At 61.9% G+C, this 18,226-nt stretch carries 14 protein-coding genes; 10 read left to right on the forward strand and 4 right to left on the reverse strand.

The window, feature by feature from the left end; genetic code table 11:
* Positions 1–3 precede the first annotated feature (3 nt).
* Positions 4–1,776, reverse strand: a complete 1,773-nt coding sequence (locus HU749_RS09240) for an N-acetylglutaminylglutamine amidotransferase (RefSeq protein ID WP_186649708.1) — start codon at positions 1,774–1,776, stop codon at positions 4–6.
* Between the two features lie 187 nt (positions 1,777–1,963).
* On the reverse strand, positions 1,964–3,946 hold the full coding sequence (gene mnmC / locus HU749_RS09245) for a bifunctional tRNA (5-methylaminomethyl-2-thiouridine)(34)-methyltransferase MnmC2/FAD-dependent 5-carboxymethylaminomethyl-2-thiouridine(34) oxidoreductase MnmC1 (protein WP_079305296.1): 1,983 nt from the start codon (positions 3,944–3,946) through the stop codon (positions 1,964–1,966).
* A 150-nt stretch (positions 3,947–4,096) separates the two neighbouring features.
* Between mnmC and pap the strand changes: the two genes are divergently transcribed.
* Positions 4,097–5,611 carry a polyphosphate:AMP phosphotransferase gene (gene pap, locus HU749_RS09250; protein ID WP_079305298.1) on the forward strand — a complete coding sequence of 505 codons (1,515 nt, stop codon included), beginning with the start codon at positions 4,097–4,099 and terminating at the stop codon, positions 5,609–5,611.
* A gap of 103 nt (positions 5,612–5,714) precedes the next feature.
* The gene (locus HU749_RS09255; RefSeq protein WP_186649711.1) at positions 5,715–6,899 is read left to right on the forward strand and encodes a thiolase family protein; all 1,185 of its coding nucleotides are present in this window, start codon (positions 5,715–5,717) and stop codon (positions 6,897–6,899) included.
* A gap of 175 nt (positions 6,900–7,074) precedes the next feature.
* Here the strand turns inward: HU749_RS09255 and HU749_RS09260 are convergent, their stop codons facing one another.
* Complete coding sequence (locus tag HU749_RS09260; protein WP_003199200.1) at positions 7,075–7,272, reverse strand: DUF6316 family protein; 198 nt, start codon at positions 7,270–7,272, stop codon at positions 7,075–7,077.
* Positions 7,273–7,462: 190 nt separating this feature from the next.
* Between HU749_RS09260 and HU749_RS09265 the strand changes: the two genes are divergently transcribed.
* Entirely contained in the window at positions 7,463–8,413 is a 951-nt protein-coding gene (locus HU749_RS09265) for a DMT family transporter (RefSeq protein WP_186649713.1), read from the forward strand.
* A gap of 54 nt (positions 8,414–8,467) precedes the next feature.
* On the opposite strand, the gene HU749_RS09270 is transcribed toward HU749_RS09265, so the two are convergent.
* Entirely contained in the window at positions 8,468–9,862 is a 1,395-nt protein-coding gene (locus tag HU749_RS09270) for a class II fumarate hydratase (RefSeq protein ID WP_014337208.1), read from the reverse strand.
* A 202-nt stretch (positions 9,863–10,064) separates the two neighbouring features.
* Between HU749_RS09270 and HU749_RS09275 the strand changes: the two genes are divergently transcribed.
* The 7 genes from HU749_RS09275 (at position 10,065) to HU749_RS09305 (ending at position 18,107) form a co-directional block, all read left to right on the forward strand.
* Positions 10,065–10,583: a DUF2059 domain-containing protein gene (locus HU749_RS09275; protein ID WP_018602923.1), complete on the forward strand. Its 519-nt coding sequence runs from the start codon at positions 10,065–10,067 to the stop codon at positions 10,581–10,583.
* A gap of 12 nt (positions 10,584–10,595) precedes the next feature.
* Positions 10,596–10,895 carry a BolA family protein gene (locus HU749_RS09280; protein WP_186649716.1) on the forward strand — a complete coding sequence of 100 codons (300 nt, stop codon included), beginning with the start codon at positions 10,596–10,598 and terminating at the stop codon, positions 10,893–10,895.
* A gap of 314 nt (positions 10,896–11,209) precedes the next feature.
* On the forward strand, positions 11,210–12,151 hold the full coding sequence (gene trhO, locus HU749_RS09285) for an oxygen-dependent tRNA uridine(34) hydroxylase TrhO (protein ID WP_014337211.1): 942 nt from the start codon (positions 11,210–11,212) through the stop codon (positions 12,149–12,151).
* 36 nt (positions 12,152–12,187) lie between these two features.
* Positions 12,188–12,790 carry a DsbA family protein gene (locus HU749_RS09290; protein ID WP_172898761.1) on the forward strand — a complete coding sequence of 201 codons (603 nt, stop codon included), beginning with the start codon at positions 12,188–12,190 and terminating at the stop codon, positions 12,788–12,790.
* A complete protein-coding gene (locus HU749_RS09295; protein WP_186649718.1) occupies positions 12,783–14,609 on the forward strand; it encodes an ABC transporter ATP-binding protein in 1,827 nt (608 codons plus the stop codon). Before HU749_RS09290 ends, HU749_RS09295 begins: the two co-directional genes overlap by 8 nt.
* A 190-nt stretch (positions 14,610–14,799) precedes the next feature.
* Entirely contained in the window at positions 14,800–17,259 is a 2,460-nt protein-coding gene (locus HU749_RS09300) for an EAL domain-containing protein (RefSeq protein WP_095962652.1), read from the forward strand.
* 77 nt (positions 17,260–17,336) lie between these two features.
* Positions 17,337–18,107 (forward strand): iron-containing redox enzyme family protein, encoded by a 771-nt coding sequence (locus HU749_RS09305; RefSeq protein WP_189664586.1) that lies wholly within the window; start codon positions 17,337–17,339, stop codon positions 18,105–18,107.
* Positions 18,108–18,226 lie beyond the last annotated feature (119 nt).

Consider the following 18,226-nt stretch of genomic DNA (forward strand, 5'->3'; position numbering starts at 1 on the left):
CGATCAGATTCCTTGCTCGCTGAGCCACAGGTTCAGCGCCGCCAGTTGCCACAGTCGCGAGCCGCGTAATGGCGTGAGCTGGCCGTTGGGGTCGGTCAGCAGGCGGTCGAGCATGGCCGGGTTGAACAGGCCGCGGTCCTGGCTCGGGTCCAGCAGCAACTCGCGAACCCAGGCCAGGGTGTTGCCTTCCAGGTGCTTGAGGCCTGGCACCGGGAAATAGCCTTTCTTGCGGTCGATCACCTCGCCGGGGATCACCCGCCGGGCGGCCTCCTTGAGCACCTGCTTGCCGCCATCGGGCAGTTTGAACTTCGCTGGGACCCGCGCCGAGAGTTCCACCAGGCGGTAGTCCAGGAAGGGCGTGCGCGCTTCCAGACCCCAGGCCATGGTCATGTTGTCGACACGCTTGACCGGGTCGTCCACCAACATCACGGTGCTGTCCAGGCGCAGGGCCTTGTCTACCGCCGCATCGGCCCCGGGCTGGGCGAAATGTTCTTTGACGAAGTCACCGGCCGCATCGTTGACCGTCAGCCATTTGGGCTGCACGGTGGCGGCATATTCTTCGTAGCTGCGGTCGAAGAACGCGGCGCGATAGGCCGCGTACGGATCGCTGGCGCCATCGACCTGCGGGTACCAGTGGTAACCGGCGAACAGCTCGTCGGCGCCCTGGCCGCTTTGCACCACTTTGCAGTGCTTGGCCACTTCCCGCGACAGCAGGTAGAAGGCGATGCAATCGTGGCTGACCATCGGCTCGCTCATGGCACGAAACGCTGCCGGCAGTTGCTCGATGATCTCTTTCTCGTCGATGCGCAGTTGGTGATGGCGGGTGCCGTAATGCTTGGCGATCAGGTCCGAATACTGGAACTCGTCACCGCGCTCGCCGCCGGCATCCTGGAAACCGATGGAAAACGTGGACAGGTCTTCAACGCCCACTTCGCGCAACAGGCCCACCAACATGCTCGAGTCCACGCCACCGGAAAGTAGCACGCCGACATCCACGGCGGCGCGTTGGCGAATGGCGACCGCTTCACGGGTGCTGTCGAGCACGCGATCGATCCAGTCTTCCAGGTTCAGGTGCTGTTCCTCGGCTCGAGGGCCGTAAGGCAAGGTCCACCAGGTTTTCTGCTCGGTGCTGCCGTCGGCTTCGATGCGCATCCAGGTGGCGGGCGGCAGTTTTTCAACACCGGCCAGCAAGGTGCGGGGTGCCGGGACCACCGCGTGGAAATTCAGGTAATGGTTGAGAGCCACTGGGTCGAGCATCGGGTTGATGTCGCCGCCCTTGAGCAGCGCCGGCAATGCCGAGGCGAAACGCAGCCGCTGGCCGGTGCGTGACAGGTACAGCGGCTTGACGCCGAGGCGGTCGCGGGCGATGAACAGCCGCTTGGCATCGCGCTCCCAGATGGCGAAGGCGAACATGCCGTTGAGCTTGGGCAGCAGCGCTTCACCCCAGGCGTGGTAGCCCTTGAGCAGCACTTCGGTGTCACCCCCGGAATAGAAGCTGTAGCCCAGGCCTTCGAGCTCGCTGCGCAGTTCCGGGTAGTTGTAGATCGCGCCGTTGAAAGCCAGGGACAGGCCCAACTGATTATCGATCATCGGCTGGGCCGAGCCGTCCGACAGGTCCATGATTTTCAGGCGCCGATGGCCCAGGGCAATTGGCCCCTGGCTATGAAAACCCCAGGCGTCGGGGCCGCGAGGGGCCAGGTGATGGGTGATTCGCTCTACGGCCGCAAGGTCCGCAGGTTGTTGATCGAAACGTAACTCTCCAGCTAATCCGCACATAAGTCCTTACCGGTTTTTCCGTTGGGGAGGGGTCAAGCCGCACCCGCCAAAAGGGCGGGTACCCTGAAACTGACCGGAGGGATTGCTGTGAGTTTTAGATCGATGCGTTATAAGCCGGCGGGATGGGTCCCGTTTGGTCGGATGTTGCAGGGCTCCCACAGGGTTTGTGGCGGGTCAATAATCGGTGTTAGGCCTTGCCCCGAATCAATGCCCGCAACGCAAACCGGTTCGGATGGCAGGCTTCGGCCACGCTGCGGGGCAGGGGCAGGGGTTCGTTGTCCAGCCAGGCGGCGATCAGTTCGCCCGACAGCGGCGCGGTGATCAGGCCGCGGGAGCCGTGGCCGCTGTTGATGTACAGGCCGTCGAGCCACGGGCAGGGAGTGTCCGGCACCTGGCGGGCGTCCTTGCCGAGGGCCGCATAGGCCTCGGTAAAGGCCTGGCGGTCCGCCAACGGTCCGACAATCGGCAGGTAATCCGGGCTGGTGCAACGGAACGCCGCGCGACCTTCGAGGCGTTCCGGGTCCAGGCTGCCAGCGTTCAGGCGATCCACCAGGTCTTGGGAGATTTCTTCGAGCATCTGCAGGTTGCCGGCGTGCTCGGCGGCGGTGGGCGTCAGGTCGTCGCTGTTGAAATCGAAACTGGCGCCCAGGGTGTGCTCGCCCAGCCGCGGCGGAGCCACATAGCCTTCGGCGCACACCACGGTCGCCAGGCTCTGGCTGCGGCTGGTTTGCGGCAGTCGGGTGATTTGCCCGCGAATGCGCTTGAGCGGCAAGTCGGCGGCCGGTTCGAAACGTTTGATTTCGGCGGCGCTGGCGAGGATCACCACCGGCGCGCTGGCCAGGCAGCGTTTGCCGTCCCATGCCTGCCATTGGCCGTCGACTCGGCGCAGTTGCAGCACTTCATGATGGGGTTGCACATCAATCGCCGGCCTCGAGGCTTGCCAGCGACACAACGCCGGTGGATGCACCCAGCCGCCCTCGGGGTAAAACAGACCGCCACAGGCCAGGCCGATGCCGGACCGCACCTGCGCCTCGGATTGATCGAGGGGGTGCAGCAAATCCCTTGGGAACGCCTCGGCCAGTTGCGCCTGACGCTCGGCTTCCTTGTTGTTGAAGGCCAGTTGCAAGACCCCGCAGGCGTCCCAGTCAATGCCGCGTTGCAGTTGCTCCAGCACACGCCGGGTGTAGCCGAAGCCGCTGAGGATCATCTGCGATAACGCCGTGCCGTGGGCCGACAGCTTGAGGTACAGCACACCCTGGGGGTTGCCGGAAGCTTCCTCGGCCAACCCGGCATGACGCTCCAGCAGCGTCACCTGCCAGCCACGCGCGGCGAGGCTGGCAGCGCTGGCACAACCGGCCAGGCCGCCGCCGATCACCAGTGCCCGGCGCTCGCCGGTCAGCGCGGTGGGGCGGGCGTACCAGGGTTTTGCCGGGGACGGCGCCGGTGTCTGCTCCGGCCAGCCGAGAAACACACCGCGCAGGATTTCCCACTTATGGCCGATGCCCGGCGTGCGCTTCATCTTGAAGCCCGCCGCGTTCAGCAACCGCCGGACCCAACCGGTGCTGGTGAAGGTGCTGAGGGTGGCGTCGGGTGCGGCCAGCCGGGCCAGTTCGGCGAACAGCTCGGCGGTCCACATCTCGGGGTTCCTGGCCGGCGCAAAACCGTCGAGGAACCAGGCGTCGATCTGCCCGTCCAGTTGCGGCAACTGCTCCAGGGCATCGCCGATCAACAAGGTCAGCGTCACCCGTCCGTCCGCCAAGACCAGGCGCTGGAAACCCTGGTGGATCGCCACGTACTGCTCAAGCAATTGCTCCGCCTGAAGGCTCAGTTGCGGCCACAAGGCCAGGGCCCGGCGCAGGTCCTCGGGGCTCAAGGGGTACTTCTCGACACTGACGAAATGCAGCCGGGCGCCTGCCGGTGCGCACTGTTCGAACAGTTGCCAGGCGCAGAGGAAATTCAAGCCGGTGCCAAATCCGGTTTCGCCGATCACCAGCCGCCCGTCATCGGTCAGGGCCGTGAAACGCTCGGCCAGGTTGTTCTGCTCAAGGAACACATAACGGGTTTCTTCCAGCCCCGACTGGTCGGAAAAATACACATCGTCGAACACCCGCGAACGCGGGCGACCCTGATCATCCCAGTCGAGTTGGGCGTGTTGCTGGATGGGCGTCATGGCTGGCTCGGTCAAAACTGAGCGGCCATTCTAGCCGATCGGTATCGGCTTGCTTGACCCATCGCAACAGAGCGCGCATCTGGATGGAATCTGCTGCACAGGACCGCATCCAATCCGCTAGTCTTGGCCCATCCCCGGAAGGAGCTGCCCATGTTTGAATCCGCTGAAATCGGTCATGTCATCGATAAAGACACCTTTGAGGCCGAGGTGCCGGCCCTGCGTGAAGCGCTGCTGGAGGCGCAATTCGAGTTGCAGCAGCAGGGCCGGTTTCCGGTCATCGTGTTGATCAACGGCATCGAAGGTGCGGGCAAGGGCGAGACGGTGAAGTTGCTCAACGAGTGGATGGACCCGCGGCTGATCGAAGTGCGCACCTTCGACCAACAGACCGACGAGGAGCTGGCGCGTCCTCCGGCATGGCGCTACTGGCGGATGCTACCGGCCAAGGGGCGCATGGGTATTTTCTTCGGCAACTGGTACAGCCAGATGCTGCAAGGTCGGGTCCATGGCGAGTTCAAGGACCCGCGGCTCGACCAGGCGATTGCCGGGGCCGAGCGCCTGGAGAAAATGCTTTGCGATGAAGGCGCGCTGATCTTCAAGTTCTGGTTCCACCTGTCCAAGAAACAGATGAAGGCTCGGCTCAAGGGGCTCAAGGATGACCCGCTGCACAGCTGGCGCATCAGCCCGCTGGACTGGCAGCAGTCCCAGACCTACGACAAGTTCGTCAAATACGGCGAGCGTGTGCTGCGCCGCACCAGTCGCGACTACGCGCCGTGGCATGTAATCGAAGGCATGGACAGCTGTTATCGCAGCCTCACCGTCGGGCGGATCCTGCTCGACGGCTTGCGACAGGCCCTGGACCGGTCGAAGATCAAGCCGCAAAAGGTCAACGTGGCGCCGTTGCCTGCGCTGGACGGCCAGGTCACGCTGCTCGACAGCCTGGACATGACCCGCCGCCTGGACAAGGCCGACTACGAAGAGCAACTGATCACCGAGCAGGCCCGGTTCGCCGGCCTGCTGCGGGATAAACGCATGCGCCAGCATGCCTTGGTCGCGGTGTTCGAAGGCAATGACGCGGCAGGCAAGGGCGGGGCGATCCGACGGGTTGCGGCGGCCCTGGACCCGCGCCAATACAGCATCGTGCCGATTGCCGCGCCCACTGAAGAAGAGCGCGCCCACCCCTACATGTGGCGGTTCTGGCGGCATATTCCCGCGCGAGGCAAGTTCACCATGTTCGACCGCTCCTGGTACGGCCGGGTGCTGGTGGAGCGGGTCGAAGGGTTTTGCAGCCAGGCCGACTGGTTGCGGGCCTACGGTGAAATCAACGACTTCGAGGAACAGATCGCCGATGCCGGCGTGGTGGTGGTCAAGTTCTGGCTGGCCATCGACAAGGAAACCCAGCTGGAGCGTTTCCAGGAGCGCGAGGAGATCCCGTTCAAGCGTTTCAAAATCACCGAGGATGACTGGCGCAACCGCGACAAGTGGGACGCCTACCGCGCGGCGGTGTGCGACATGGTCGACCGCACCAGCACCGAGATTTCCCCTTGGACATTGGTGGAAGCCAACGACAAGCGCTGGGCGCGGGTCAAGGTGTTGCGCACCCTCAACCAGGCGCTGGAGGCAGCTTTCGAGCGGACTGCAAAACAGGCTCGCAAGAAGAAGCGCTAGGGCGATGGGCACGCATACGCGGGGTGAATGATTGTCGCGGTCGGTTATGCAGTGGATTTATGCTCGATCCACTCTCAACCGACTACAACAATGAGGTACAGCCATGCGTGAAGTGGTGATCGTCGACAGCGTACGGACCGGCCTGGCCAAGTCCTTTCGCGGCAAGTTCAACATGACCCGTCCGGATGACATGGCGGCCCATTGTGTCGATGCCTTGCTGGCGCGCAACGACATCAACCCGGCCAGTGTCGAGGACTGCATCGTCGGAGCCGGGTCCAATGAAGGTGCCCAGGGCTACAACATCGGGCGCAACGTGGCGGTGCTCTCGCAATTGGGCACCGGCACCGCCGGCATGACCCTCAACCGTTTCTGCTCCTCGGGTCTGCAAGCCATTGCCATCGCCGCCAACCAGATCGCTTCCGGTTGCAGCGACATCATTGTGGCGGGCGGCGTGGAATCCATCAGCCTGACGATGAAAAGCGTCAACACCGACAACCTGATCAACCCGCTGCTCAAGGAACAGGTGCCCGGGATCTATTTCCCCATGGGCCAGACGGCCGAGATCGTTGCCCGTCGTTACCAGGTCAGCCGCGAGGAGCAGGACCGCTACGCCTTGCAGAGCCAGCAACGCACCGCCAAGGCCCAGGCGGCCGGGTTGTTCGATGACGAAATCATCCCGATGGCGGTCAAGTACCGGGTCGAGGACAAGCACACGGGCGCTGTGCAGATCCTCGATGGCGTGGTCGACCGCGATGATTGCAACCGTCCGGACACCACCTATGAAAGCCTGGCCGGCCTGAAACCGGTGTTCGCCGAAGACGGTTCGGTGACGGCGGGTAACTCGTCGCAGTTGTCCGACGGGGCCTCGATGACCTTGGTGATGAGCCTGGAGAAAGCCCTGGCGCTGGGGCTCAAGCCCAAGGCATTTTTCCGTGGCTTCGCCGTGGCCGGTTGTGAGCCGGACGAGATGGGCATCGGCCCGGTGTTTTCAGTGCCCAAGCTGCTCAAGGCCAAGGGCTTGCAGATCGCCGATATCGACCTGTGGGAACTCAACGAGGCGTTTGCTTCCCAGTGCCTGTACAGCCGCAACCGGCTGGAAATCGATCCTGAGAAATACAACGTCAACGGCGGCTCGATCTCCATCGGCCATCCGTTCGGCATGACCGGCTCGCGGCAAGTGGGGCATCTGGTGCGCGAGCTGCAACGGCGCAACCTGCGCTACGGCATCGTGACCATGTGCGTGGGCGGTGGGATGGGGGCTACGGGGTTGTTTGAGGCGGTGAGGTAACCGGGCGCTGACGAGGGGATTATTTATGGCAAGGGGATTTATCTCTGTGGGAGCTAGGCTTGCCCGCGATGAAGTTGATGCGGTCTCTCAAACCGAGGTGTCTGCATCGCGAGCAAGCTTTGCTCCCACAGATAAATCCCCTCGCTACAAGGTGCTGCGCCAGCCGTGGAAGTGTTTAGCTGGCAACCTGAGTCAGCTGCTGCATCCGCTGGATATACGCTTCTATCTCCACTTCTGCCGCCTCGCGGGTGGCGAACGGACCCTCTTGGGTGCCCTCACGTGTATTGAAATAAAACTCGCCGTTAACCCGGCAGATCCGGTCACTGCGAAAAATAGTCGTAGGGGCGGGATCCAAGGCGCGTTTTCCAAGCATGTCGGGTCTCCAGAGTGCAGCGAGGTCTGTTTAAAATGAGCATATGTGTTGTCCCAGATTCCCGCCTGTCCAGCCGATCGACGGCTACGACCCATACAATCCCATGGGCGGCCTCTGCCCAACTGTCCCTGTGTCGTGACGCAATAGACGCCTAGAATGGACGTCCTTTGTCTTGGGCTTCGAGGGTTGCATGCACATATCGTCCGGTCGTTGGGTCTACGGCCTGTTCCTCGCCCTGTTGACTGCCCTGCTCTGGGGAATCCTGCCGATCAAGCTCAAGCAAGTGCTGCAAGTGATGGACCCGGTCACCGTGACCTGGTTTCGCTTGCTGGTGTCCGGCGGTTTGCTGTTCATCTATTTGGCGGCGACCCGACGCCTGCCCAGTCACAAGGTCCTGGGCCCACGCGGCGGCTGGCTGGTGGCGATGGCGGTGCTCGGGCTGGTGGGCAACTACGTGTTGTACCTGATGGGCCTGAATCGCTTGAGCCCCGGCACCGCGCAATTGGTGGTGCAGATGGGGCCGATCATGTTGCTGGTCGCCAGCCTGTTCGTGTTCAAGGAGCGGTTCAGTGTGGGGCAGGGCATCGGCCTGCTGGTGCTGCTGACCGGTTTCGCGCTGTTCTTCAACCAGCGCCTGGGCGAGTTGCTGACGTCCCTGAGCGACTACACCGCCGGGGTCTTGATGGTGTTGCTGGCGTCGACGGTCTGGACGTTCTATGCCCTGGGCCAGAAGCAATTGTTGACGGTGTGGAATTCGTTGCAGGTGATGATGGTGATCTACCTGTTCTGCGCGTTGCTGCTCACGCCCTGGGTGCATCCGTTGGAGGCGCTGCAATTGAGCCCGTTGCAAGGCTGGCTGTTGCTCGCGTGCTGCCTCAACACGCTGATTGCCTATGGTGCGTTTGCCGAAGCCTTGGCCCATTGGGAAGCCTCGCGGGTCAGCGCGACGCTGGCGATCACGCCGCTGGTGACGTTCGCCGCAGTGGCGATGGCGGCTTGGTGGTGGCCTGATTATGTCCATGCCGAGCAGATCAATCTGCTGGGGTATGGCGGGGCGGTGCTGGTGGTGCTGGGGTCGGCGCTGGTTGCCCTGGGCCCGTCGCTGATCGCCGGGCTCAGGGCCCGGCGTGTGGGGCGTTAGCCCCCTGTGGGAGCGAGCTTGCTCGCGATAGCGGCCTATCGATCAACGCAAGACTCAGCCCTGGCTACCGGCCTCCAGCATATTCTCCGGCCGCACCCAGGCATCGAACTCTTCATCGGTCAGGTACCCCAGTTGCAGCGCCGCCTCACGCAGGGTTAGCCCTTCGCCGTAGGCTTTCTTGGCGATTTCTGCAGACTTGTCGTAGCCGATGTGCGGGTTCAGCGCGGTCACCAGCATCAACCCACGTTCCAGGTGCGCGGCCATCTGCTCGGCATCCGGTTCGAGCCCGGCGATGCAGTGCTGCTGGAAGTTGCTGCAGCCGTCGGCCAGCAGGCGAATCGATTGCAGCAGGTTGTGGATGATCACTGGTTTGAACACGTTCAACTGCAAATGCCCCTGGCTGGCGGCAAAACCGATGGTCACGTCGTTGCCCATGACCTGGCAGGCCAGCATCGACAAGGCTTCGCACTGGGTCGGGTTGACCTTGCCGGGCATGATGGAGCTGCCCGGCTCGTTGGCCGGCAGTTTCACCTCGGCGAACCCGGCCCGTGGTCCGGAGCCCAGCAGGCGCAGGTCGTTGGCGATCTTCATCAAGGTCACGGCGAGGGTTTTCAGCGCGCCGGACAACGAGGTCAGGGGTTCATGGCCGGCCAGCGCGGCAAACTTGTTCGGTGCGGTGACGAACGGCAGGCCCGACAGCGCTGCCAGTTCAGCGGCAATCGCTTCGCCGAAACCATGAGGTGAATTGAGCCCGGTGCCGACCGCCGTGCCACCCTGGGCCAGTTCGCAGACTGCGGGCAGCGCGGCGCGGATCGCCCGTTCGGCGTAATCGAGTTGAGCGATGAACGCCGACAATTCCTGGCCAAAGGTGATCGGCGTGGCATCCATCATGTGGGTGCGGCCGGTCTTGACCAGTTTCATGTGGCGCGCCGCCAGTTCCGCCAGGCCGCCGGACAGCTCGCTGATGGCCGGGAGCAATTGCTGGTGGACGGCCTGGGCGGCGGCAATGTGCATCGCGGTGGGGAAGCAGTCGTTGGAACTCTGCGAGCGGTTGACGTGGTCGTTGGGGTGCACCGGGCTCTTGCCGCCGCGCGGGTTGCCGGCCAGTTCGTTGGCGCGCCCGGCAATCACCTCGTTGACGTTCATGTTGCTCTGGGTTCCGCTGCCGGTCTGCCAGACCACCAGCGGGAACTGGTCGTCATGTTGGCCGGCCAGCACTTCGTCGGCGGCCTGTTCGATCAGGCGGGCAATGTCGACGGGGAGGTCGCCATTGCGATCATTGACCCGCGCGGCGGCTTTCTTGATCAGTGCCAAGGCGTGCAACACCGACAGCGGCATGCGTTCGTTGCCAATGGCAAAGTTGATCATGGAACGCTGCGTCTGGGCGCCCCAGTAGGCGTCGTCCGGGACTTCAACCTGGCCCAGGCTGTCGGTTTCGATACGGCTCATCGGGTCAAACTCCTTAAGGGCTGAATGCGCAGTTTAGGCCCAGATGGGCGGCTCCGGTTCCCTCAATCATCCCTCAATCCAGGAGCGGTGGGTTCGGCCCGTCAATCGGACCCGGCAAGCTCCGGGGTTGAGGCCCGGCGTTTTTTAGGCGCAGAATGGTCGCCCTTGGGGTTTTACCTCGCCTGTAATGAAAGGAAACTCGATGACCCGTCTTCGTGCCATCTGTACCGCAGTTGCTCTGGTGTGTGCCAGCGGCCCTGTTTTCGCCGATACCGCCAGCCACAACGCCAGCGCCGAAGCGTTCCTGACCCTGGCGCACGCTGACAAACTGGGTACTCCGGTGTACATGCAAGTGCAGCAGATGTTTGCCCAGCGCTTTGAACAGACCAAGGCCCCTGAGTCGAAAAAAGCCACCCTGGAAACCTACCAGGCCAAGGCCAATGCCGCGCTGGACCAAGCCATCGGCTGGAACAAGCTCAAGCCGGACATGGTCAAGCTCTACACCAGCAACTTCAGCGAATCGGAGCTCAAGGACCTGGTCGCTTTCTACCAATCGCCATTGGGCAAGAAAGTCCTCGAGAAAATGCCGCAGTTGACCCAGCAATCGGCCCAACTGACCCAGGCCAAGCTTGAAAGCGCGGTCCCGGTGGTCAACAAACTGCTCGCGGACATGACGGCCGAGCTCGAGCCAAAAGCCGCCCCAGCCAAGAAAAAGCCGTAAGCGGAGCCTGGTATGAGCATGCAACAACGCATCGAATCGACACTCGGGCTCCTGCAGCCCGAGCACTTGCAAGTGCTGGATGAAAGCCACATGCACAGCCGTGGCCTGCAGACCCACTTCAAGGCCGTGTTGGTCAGCCAGCAGTTCGAAGGGCTCAATCGCGTCAAGCGTCACCAGAAGGTCTACGGCACGCTGGGCGAGTTGATGGGTGAGTTCCATGCGTTGGCGCTGCACACCTACACCCCCGAAGAATGGGCGCAGATCGACGCGGCCCCGGCTTCGCCGACGTGTGCCGGTGGCAGCAAGCACTGATTGGACTGCGGTGGATGGCAAAGCCTTGAGTCTGTGGGAGCAAAGCCCTGTGGGAGTGAGCACTTGTGGGAGCAAAGCTTGCTCGCGATGAAGTTGATGCGGTCTCTCAAAAACCGAGGTGTCTGCATCGCGAGCAAGCTTTGCTCCCACAGGGTCTTGCTCCCACAGAGTGATCCTCACGGCGCTGTTGCCCACAGCAATCGCTGTCTGCACCCCTCCTGTTTTTTGTTAGAATCCGCAACGCGCCTTCCCGGGCGCGTTTTTTTTCGCATCCGGTTCACCCTTTACGAGGGTAGCCACCTGGAGAAACACCCATGGCACAACCCATTGTCGTGGCGGCACTGTATAAGTTCGTCACCCTTGAAGATTACGTCGAACTGCGTGAGCCCTTGCTCAAGGCCATGCTCGACAACAGCATCAAAGGCACGTTGCTGATCGCCGAAGAAGGTATCAACGGCACGGTCTCCGGCACTCGCGAAGGCATCGACGGCCTGCTGGCCTGGCTCAAGAACGATCCGCGCATGATCGACATCGACCATAAAGAGTCGTACTGCGATGAGCAGCCGTTCTACCGCACCAAGGTCAAGCTCAAGAAAGAAATCGTCACCCTCGGCGTCGAAGGCGTGGACCCGAACAAGCAGGTCGGCACTTATGTCGAGCCGCAGGATTGGAACGCGCTGATCAGCGATCCTGAAGTGCTGTTGATCGACACCCGCAACGATTACGAAGTGTCCATTGGCACCTTCGAAGGCGCCATCGACCCCAAGACCACCAGCTTTCGTGAATTCCCTGAGTACATCAAGGCCAACTTCGACCCGGCCAGGCACAAGAAAGTCGCGATGTTCTGCACCGGCGGCATTCGTTGTGAAAAAGCTTCCAGCTACATGCTCGGCCAGGGTTTCGACGAGGTCTATCATCTCAAGGGCGGCATCCTGAAATACCTCGAAGAGGTCCCTCAGGAAGAAACCAAGTGGCGCGGCGACTGCTTCGTGTTCGACAACCGCGTAACCGTTCGCCACGACCTCAGCGAAGGGGACTACGATCAATGTCACGCTTGTCGTACCCCGGTGAGCGTAGAAGACCGCGCTTCGGAGCACTATGTGCCTGGCATCAGCTGCCCGCATTGCTGGGATAAACTGAGCGAGAAGACCCGTCGCAGCGCCATCGACCGGCAGAAGCAGATCGAGTTGGCCAAGGCGCGCAACATGCCGCACCCGATCGGCTACAACTACAAGCAAACATCTTCCGAGGCTTGAACCATGGCGTCACGCCTGCTCTATGTGATGGACCCGATGTGCTCCTGGTGCTGGGGCTTTGCGCCGGTGGCCGAGGCGTTGGTAGAGCAGGCGCATGCCGCAGGGGTGGAATTGCACCTGGTGGTGGGCGGTTTGCGTACCGGCAGCGGTTCGGCGCTGGAACCGACCACCCGGCGCTACATTCTTGAACACTGGCAGGCGGTCACCCAGGCCACCGGCCAGCCCTTCAAGCTTGAAGGCGCGTTGCCGGACGGTTTCGTCTACGACACCGAACCTGCCTGCCGGGCATTGGTGACGGCCCGCAGCCTGGCTCCAGACCTGGCCTGGAAGCTGGTGAAGCTGATCCAGCAGGCTTTTTATGTGCAAGGCCGTGACGTCACCCACGCCAGCGTCCTGGTTGAGCTGGCCGAACAGGCCGGGCTGCCACGCATCGAGTTCGCCGCGGCCTTCGACCGTGCCGACCAACATGCGGCCACGGCTGCGGATTTCACCTGGGTGCAGGACTTGGGCATCGCCGGGTTTCCCACGCTGTTGGCCGAGCGTGACGGCCAGTTGGCCTTGCTGACCAACGGTTACCAGCCCCTGAGCCAACTGTCGCCTTTGCTTGGCCGCTGGCTGGAGCGCGCGGCCTGTGCCTGACCGGCCGCCAGATACATCGCCCTCGCAGCGCATCGACCGGTTGAGCTGGGCACAAATCCGTCGCCTGGCCCTCAAGCATAAAAAAGCCCTGTGGATCGCCAACGGTGTGGCCGTGCTGGCGACACTGTGCAGCGTGCCGATCCCGTTGCTGTTACCGCTGCTGGTGGATGAAGTGCTGCTGGGGCATGGCGATGCAGCCCTGAAAGTCATGAACCAGGCATTGCCCACGCAGTGGCAGCGCGCTGCTGGCTACATTGGGCTGATGTTGCTGGTGACCCTGGCCCTGCGCTGTGGCGCATTGCTGTTCAACGTGCTGCAGGCGCGCTTGTTCGCCCGGTTGGCCAAGGACATCGTCTATCGCATTCGCATCCGCTTGATCGAACGGCTCAAGCGCATATCCCTGGGTGAGTACGAAAGCCTGGGCAGTGGCACCGTGGCGGCCCACCTGGTCACTGACCTGGACACCCTCGACAAATTCATTGGCGAAACCCTCAGCCGTTTCCTGGTGGCGATGTTGACCCTGGTGGGCACCGCCGGGATCCTGGTGTGGATGCACTGGGAGCTGGCGCTGCTGATCCTGCTGTTCAACCCGCTGGTGATCTATGCCACGGTGCAGTTGGGCAAGCGGGTCAAGCACCTCAAGAAACTGGAGAACGACAGCACCTCACGCTTCACCCAGGCCTTGACCGAAACCCTGGATGCGATCCAGGAAGTGCGCGCCGGTAACCGCCAGGGTTATTTCCTTGGTCGTTTGGGGATGCGTGCCAAGGAGGTCCGTGATTACGCCGTGAGTTCGCAGTGGAAAACCGACGCCTCGAACCGCGCCAGTGGTTTGCTGTTTCAGTTCGGCATCGATATTTTTCGCGCAGCGGCCATGCTCACCGTGGTGTTCTCCGACCTGTCCATCGGCCAGATGCTGGCGGTGTTCAGCTACCTCTGGTTCATGATCGGGCCGGTCGAGCAACTGTTGAACTTGCAGTACGCCTATTACGCTGCCGGCGGCGCCTTGAGTCGAATCAATGAACTGCTGGCCCGGGCCGACGAGCCGCAGTACACGGGCGGCGTCGATCCGTTCAAGGGCCGTGACACCGTGGGCATCGATATCCAGGGGTTGAGTTTCGGTTACGGCGAGGAGCTGGTGCTCAACCAGTTGAACCTGTCCATCTCGCCGGGCGAGAAAGTCGCCATCGTCGGCGCCAGCGGCGGCGGCAAGAGCACCCTGGTGCAGTTGTTACTGGGGCTGTACACGCCACAATCGGGCAGCATTCGTTTCGGCGGCGCCACGCAGCAGGAGATCGGCCTGGAGACCATCCGGGAGAATGTTGCAGTGGTGTTGCAACATCCGGCGCTGTTCAACGATACGGTGCGGGCCAACCTCGCCATGGGCCGTGAGTGCAGTGACGACGACTGCTGGCGAGCACTGGAAATCGCCCAGCTCGATGCTACCGTACGGGCGCTGCCCCAGGGCCTGGAGAGCGTCGTTGGACGTTCCGGGGTGCGGCTGTCGGGCGGGCAGCGTCAACGGCTGGCCATCGCCCGCATGGTACTGGCCGACCCACGGGTGGTGATTCTCGACGAAGCCACCTCGGCACTGGACGCTGCCACCGAGTACAACCTTCACCAGGCACTGGCGCGCTTTTTGAGTGCACGCACCACGCTGATCATCGCCCACCGGCTCTCGGCGGTGAAGCAGGCCGATCGGGTATTGGTGTTCGACGCAGGGCAAATCGCTGAGGACGGTGACCATTTGCAGTTGATTGCCGAAGGAGGCCTCTACGCTCGACTCTACGGCCATTTGCAACAGATACAGCAGCCTTGAGTTTCCCGGGTTTTTCTGCGCTTAGTGTCGGAAAAAAAGCAGGCAAACACGCCGATTTTTCCGAATTCCACGCAAAGCCTGTCGATCTGTTCATCCATTCATTCGAAGGGTTGAAAACTAGCCTAGGCTATTGAGTCAGGAGCGGAATTCTGGCGGGTGTTCGTCCAGCAATACCTGTGCAAGGGACCTCATGAAGCAAAAGCAGACTCTCGCAACACCACGGCTGCTGGGCATCGTCTGGCCCTTTATCGCCGTCGTGCTCTTTCAGGCATTGCTTGGCGGCGTCAGCCTTTACGTGCTGTCCGCCGTTCGCGGCTACGTGGCGGGGGAGAGTCTCTGGTCCAAGGGCCAGAAAGACGCCATCTATTACCTCAACCTCTACGCCGACAGCCGCGACGAGGCGATTTTCCGCAAGTACCAGCAAGCCATCGCCGTACCTGAAGGCGGCCATGAGCTACGGGTGGCGCTGGACCGCGAACCGCCGGATCTGGAAGCGGCACGGGTCGGGATTCTCAAAGGCGGCAACCATCCTGACGACGTGTCCAGCGTGATCTGGTTGTACCTCAATTTCCGTCACTTCAGTTACCTGGAAGAAGCCATCGATCTCTGGACGGTGGGCGACGGCTACCTGATCGAGCTGGATAACGTCGCCCGGCAGATGCACAGCAGCATTACCGCAGGCCAGGCGACGGAGGTGGATATCCGCGGCTGGAAGGCCCAGATCTTTGCGATCAACGATTCCGTCACCCCGGCCGCCAAGGCATTCAGCGACGCGCTGGGCGAGGGCTCGCGGTTCATTCTGCGGCTTTTGCTGGTGACCAATTTCGCCACCGCCCTGGGGTTGATCGTCCTGGCGTTGTTGCGTACCCATAAACTGCTGGCCCAGCGGCAGGTGTTCGCCAACGCGCTGCAAATGGAGAAGGAACGGGCGCAGATCACCCTGCAATCCATCGGCGATGGGGTCATCACCACCGACGTCGAGGGGGCCATCGCCTACATGAACCCCGCTGCCGAGGCGATGACCCATTGGAAAGCCGAACACGCCTCGGGCTTGCCCCTGGCCGCGCTGTTCAATTTGCTCGATGACAACGCCCAGACCGAGGGGCTGACCCTGATCGAGCACATCCTCAGCGGCCGGCTCAGCGGCGCCAGCGAACATTCGAAACTGATCCAGCGCCTGGATGGCAGCACCGTGTCGGTCACTCTGGTGGGCGCGCCGATCCGCCATGCGGGCAAGGTCAGCGGCGCGGTGCTGGTGTTGCATGACATGACCCAGGAACGCCAGTACATCGCCAACCTTTCGTGGCAGGCTACCCATGACGCCCTGACTGGCCTGGCCAACCGTCGGGAGTTCGAGTATCGCCTCGAGCAGGCCTTGCACAACCTCACTCGCCAGATCGGGCGCCATGCCTTGATGTTTCTCGACCTGGACCAGTTCAAGCTGGTCAACGATACCTGCGGCCATGCAGCAGGCGACGAATTGCTGCGGCATATCTGCGCCTTGTTGCAATCAGGGCTGCGGGAAAACGACACCCTGGCCCGGCTGGGCGGGGATGAGTTCGGGATCCTGCTGGAGAACTGTTCGCCGGAAGCGGCGGAAAAAATCGCCGAAGGGCTGCGCCAGACCGTGCAGAACCTGCACTTTGTCTGGAAGGGCCGGCCGTTCGTGACCACCGTGAGTATCGGCCTGGTGCATATCGCCCAGACGCCGACGACCCTGGAGGCGTCCCTGCGGGCTGCCGACATGGCTTGCTACATGGCCAAGGAAAAGGGGCGCAACCGAGTCCAGGTCTATCATGCCGACGACTCGGAGCTGTCCCTGCGCTTTGGCGAGATGGCCTGGGTCCAGCGCCTGCACATGGCCCTGGAGGAAAACCGCTTCTGCCTCTACGCCCAGGAAATCGCCGCGCTGGGCCCGGGCGATCATGGCGGTGGACACATTGAAATCCTGTTGCGCCTGCATGACGAAGCCGGGCGGATGATCCTGCCGGACAGCTTCATTCCCGCGGCGGAGCGCTATGGCCTGATGACCTCCCTGGACCGTTGGGTGGTGGAGAATGTCTTCAAGATCATCCGCCAGTGCCTGAATGATTCACGACAGGGGCCCATGGCGATGTGTGCGATCAATCTGTCAGGCACAACGATCGGAGATCAAGCATTCCTCGACTTTTTGCGTAAACAGTTCGCGGCTTATTCGATTCCGCCAGAAATGATTTGTTTTGAAATTACAGAAACCAGCGCTATTTCGAATTTGGGCAGTGCGATTCGCTTTATCAATGAACTCAAGAGCTTGGGATGCTACTTCTCGCTGGATGACTTTTGCGCCGGAATGTCTTCATTCGCTTACCTGAAACATTTACCTGTAGACTTCCTGAAGATCGACGGGAGTTTCGTAAAGGATATGCTGGACGACCCGATTAACCGTGCAATGGTCGAAGTGATCAATCACATCGGCCACGTCATGGGTAAGCGCACGATTGCCGAGTTTGTTGAAACCGCCCAGATCGAGCAGGCATTGCTGGAGATTGGGGTGGACTACGCTCAGGGGTATGTGATCGAACGCCCGCAATTGTTTACCTGCGACACGTTGCAATGTCGGCCGGCCCGGCCCCAGCCGTTGTTATTCAAGGCCCCCGGCACGTTCCGCTGAACCTCTTGTTGATCTGGAAAATCACAATCAAAAGGAGCCCGACAGTGATCGACACATTCAACCGAACAGGCCCGCTCATGGACGCCACGAGCTATCCGAAATGGGCACAGCAGCTCATTACCGATTGCAGCGAGAGCAAGCGCCGGGTTGTCGAACACGAACTGTATCAGCGCATGCGCGACAACAAGCTCAGCGCCAGGACCATGCGCCACTACCTCATTGGTGGTTGGCCGGTCGTCGAACAGTTCGCTTTATACATGGCACAGAACCTCACCAAGACCCGCTTTGCCCGCCACCCCGGCGAGGACATGGCGCGTCGCTGGCTGATGCGCAACATTCGTGTCGAACTCAATCATGCCGACTACTGGGTCAATTGGAGCGCCGCCCATGGCGTGACCCTGGAAGACCTGCAAGCCCAGCATGTGCCGCCTGAGCTGCATGCCTTGAGCCACTGGTGCTGGCACACCAGTTCCTCGGATTCGCTGATCGTGGCCATTGCCGCGACCAACTATGCCATTGAGGGGGCCACGGGGGAGTGGTCGGCGCTGGTGTGTTCCAGCGGTGTCTACGCGGCCGCTTTCGCCGAGGAAGACCGCAAGCGGGCGATGAAATGGCTGAAGATGCATGCCCAGTATGACGATGCCCATCCTTGGGAAGCCCTGGAAATCATCTGTACGCTGGCGGGAATGAACCCAAGCAAGACCCTGCAAACGGAGCTGCGCCAGGCCGTGTGCAAGAGCTATGACTACATGTACCTGTTCCTGGAGCGTTGCATGCAACTGGAGCAGTCGGAGACGGTGAGTAAGTCTTCATTCACCCGCGAGCGCCTGGCACTGGCGGAGAGCTGATTTTTACCCCAACAGATAGCCACAACCCATGTGGGAGCGAGCCTGCTCGCGAAGCGGTCTGACAGTCGACGGGGAGGTTGACTGCCAGACCGCTTTCGCGAGCAAGCCCGCTCCCACAG

The organism is Pseudomonas ogarae (genome assembly GCF_014268695.2).
Lineage (GTDB): Bacteria > Pseudomonadota > Gammaproteobacteria > Pseudomonadales > Pseudomonadaceae > Aquipseudomonas > Aquipseudomonas kilonensis.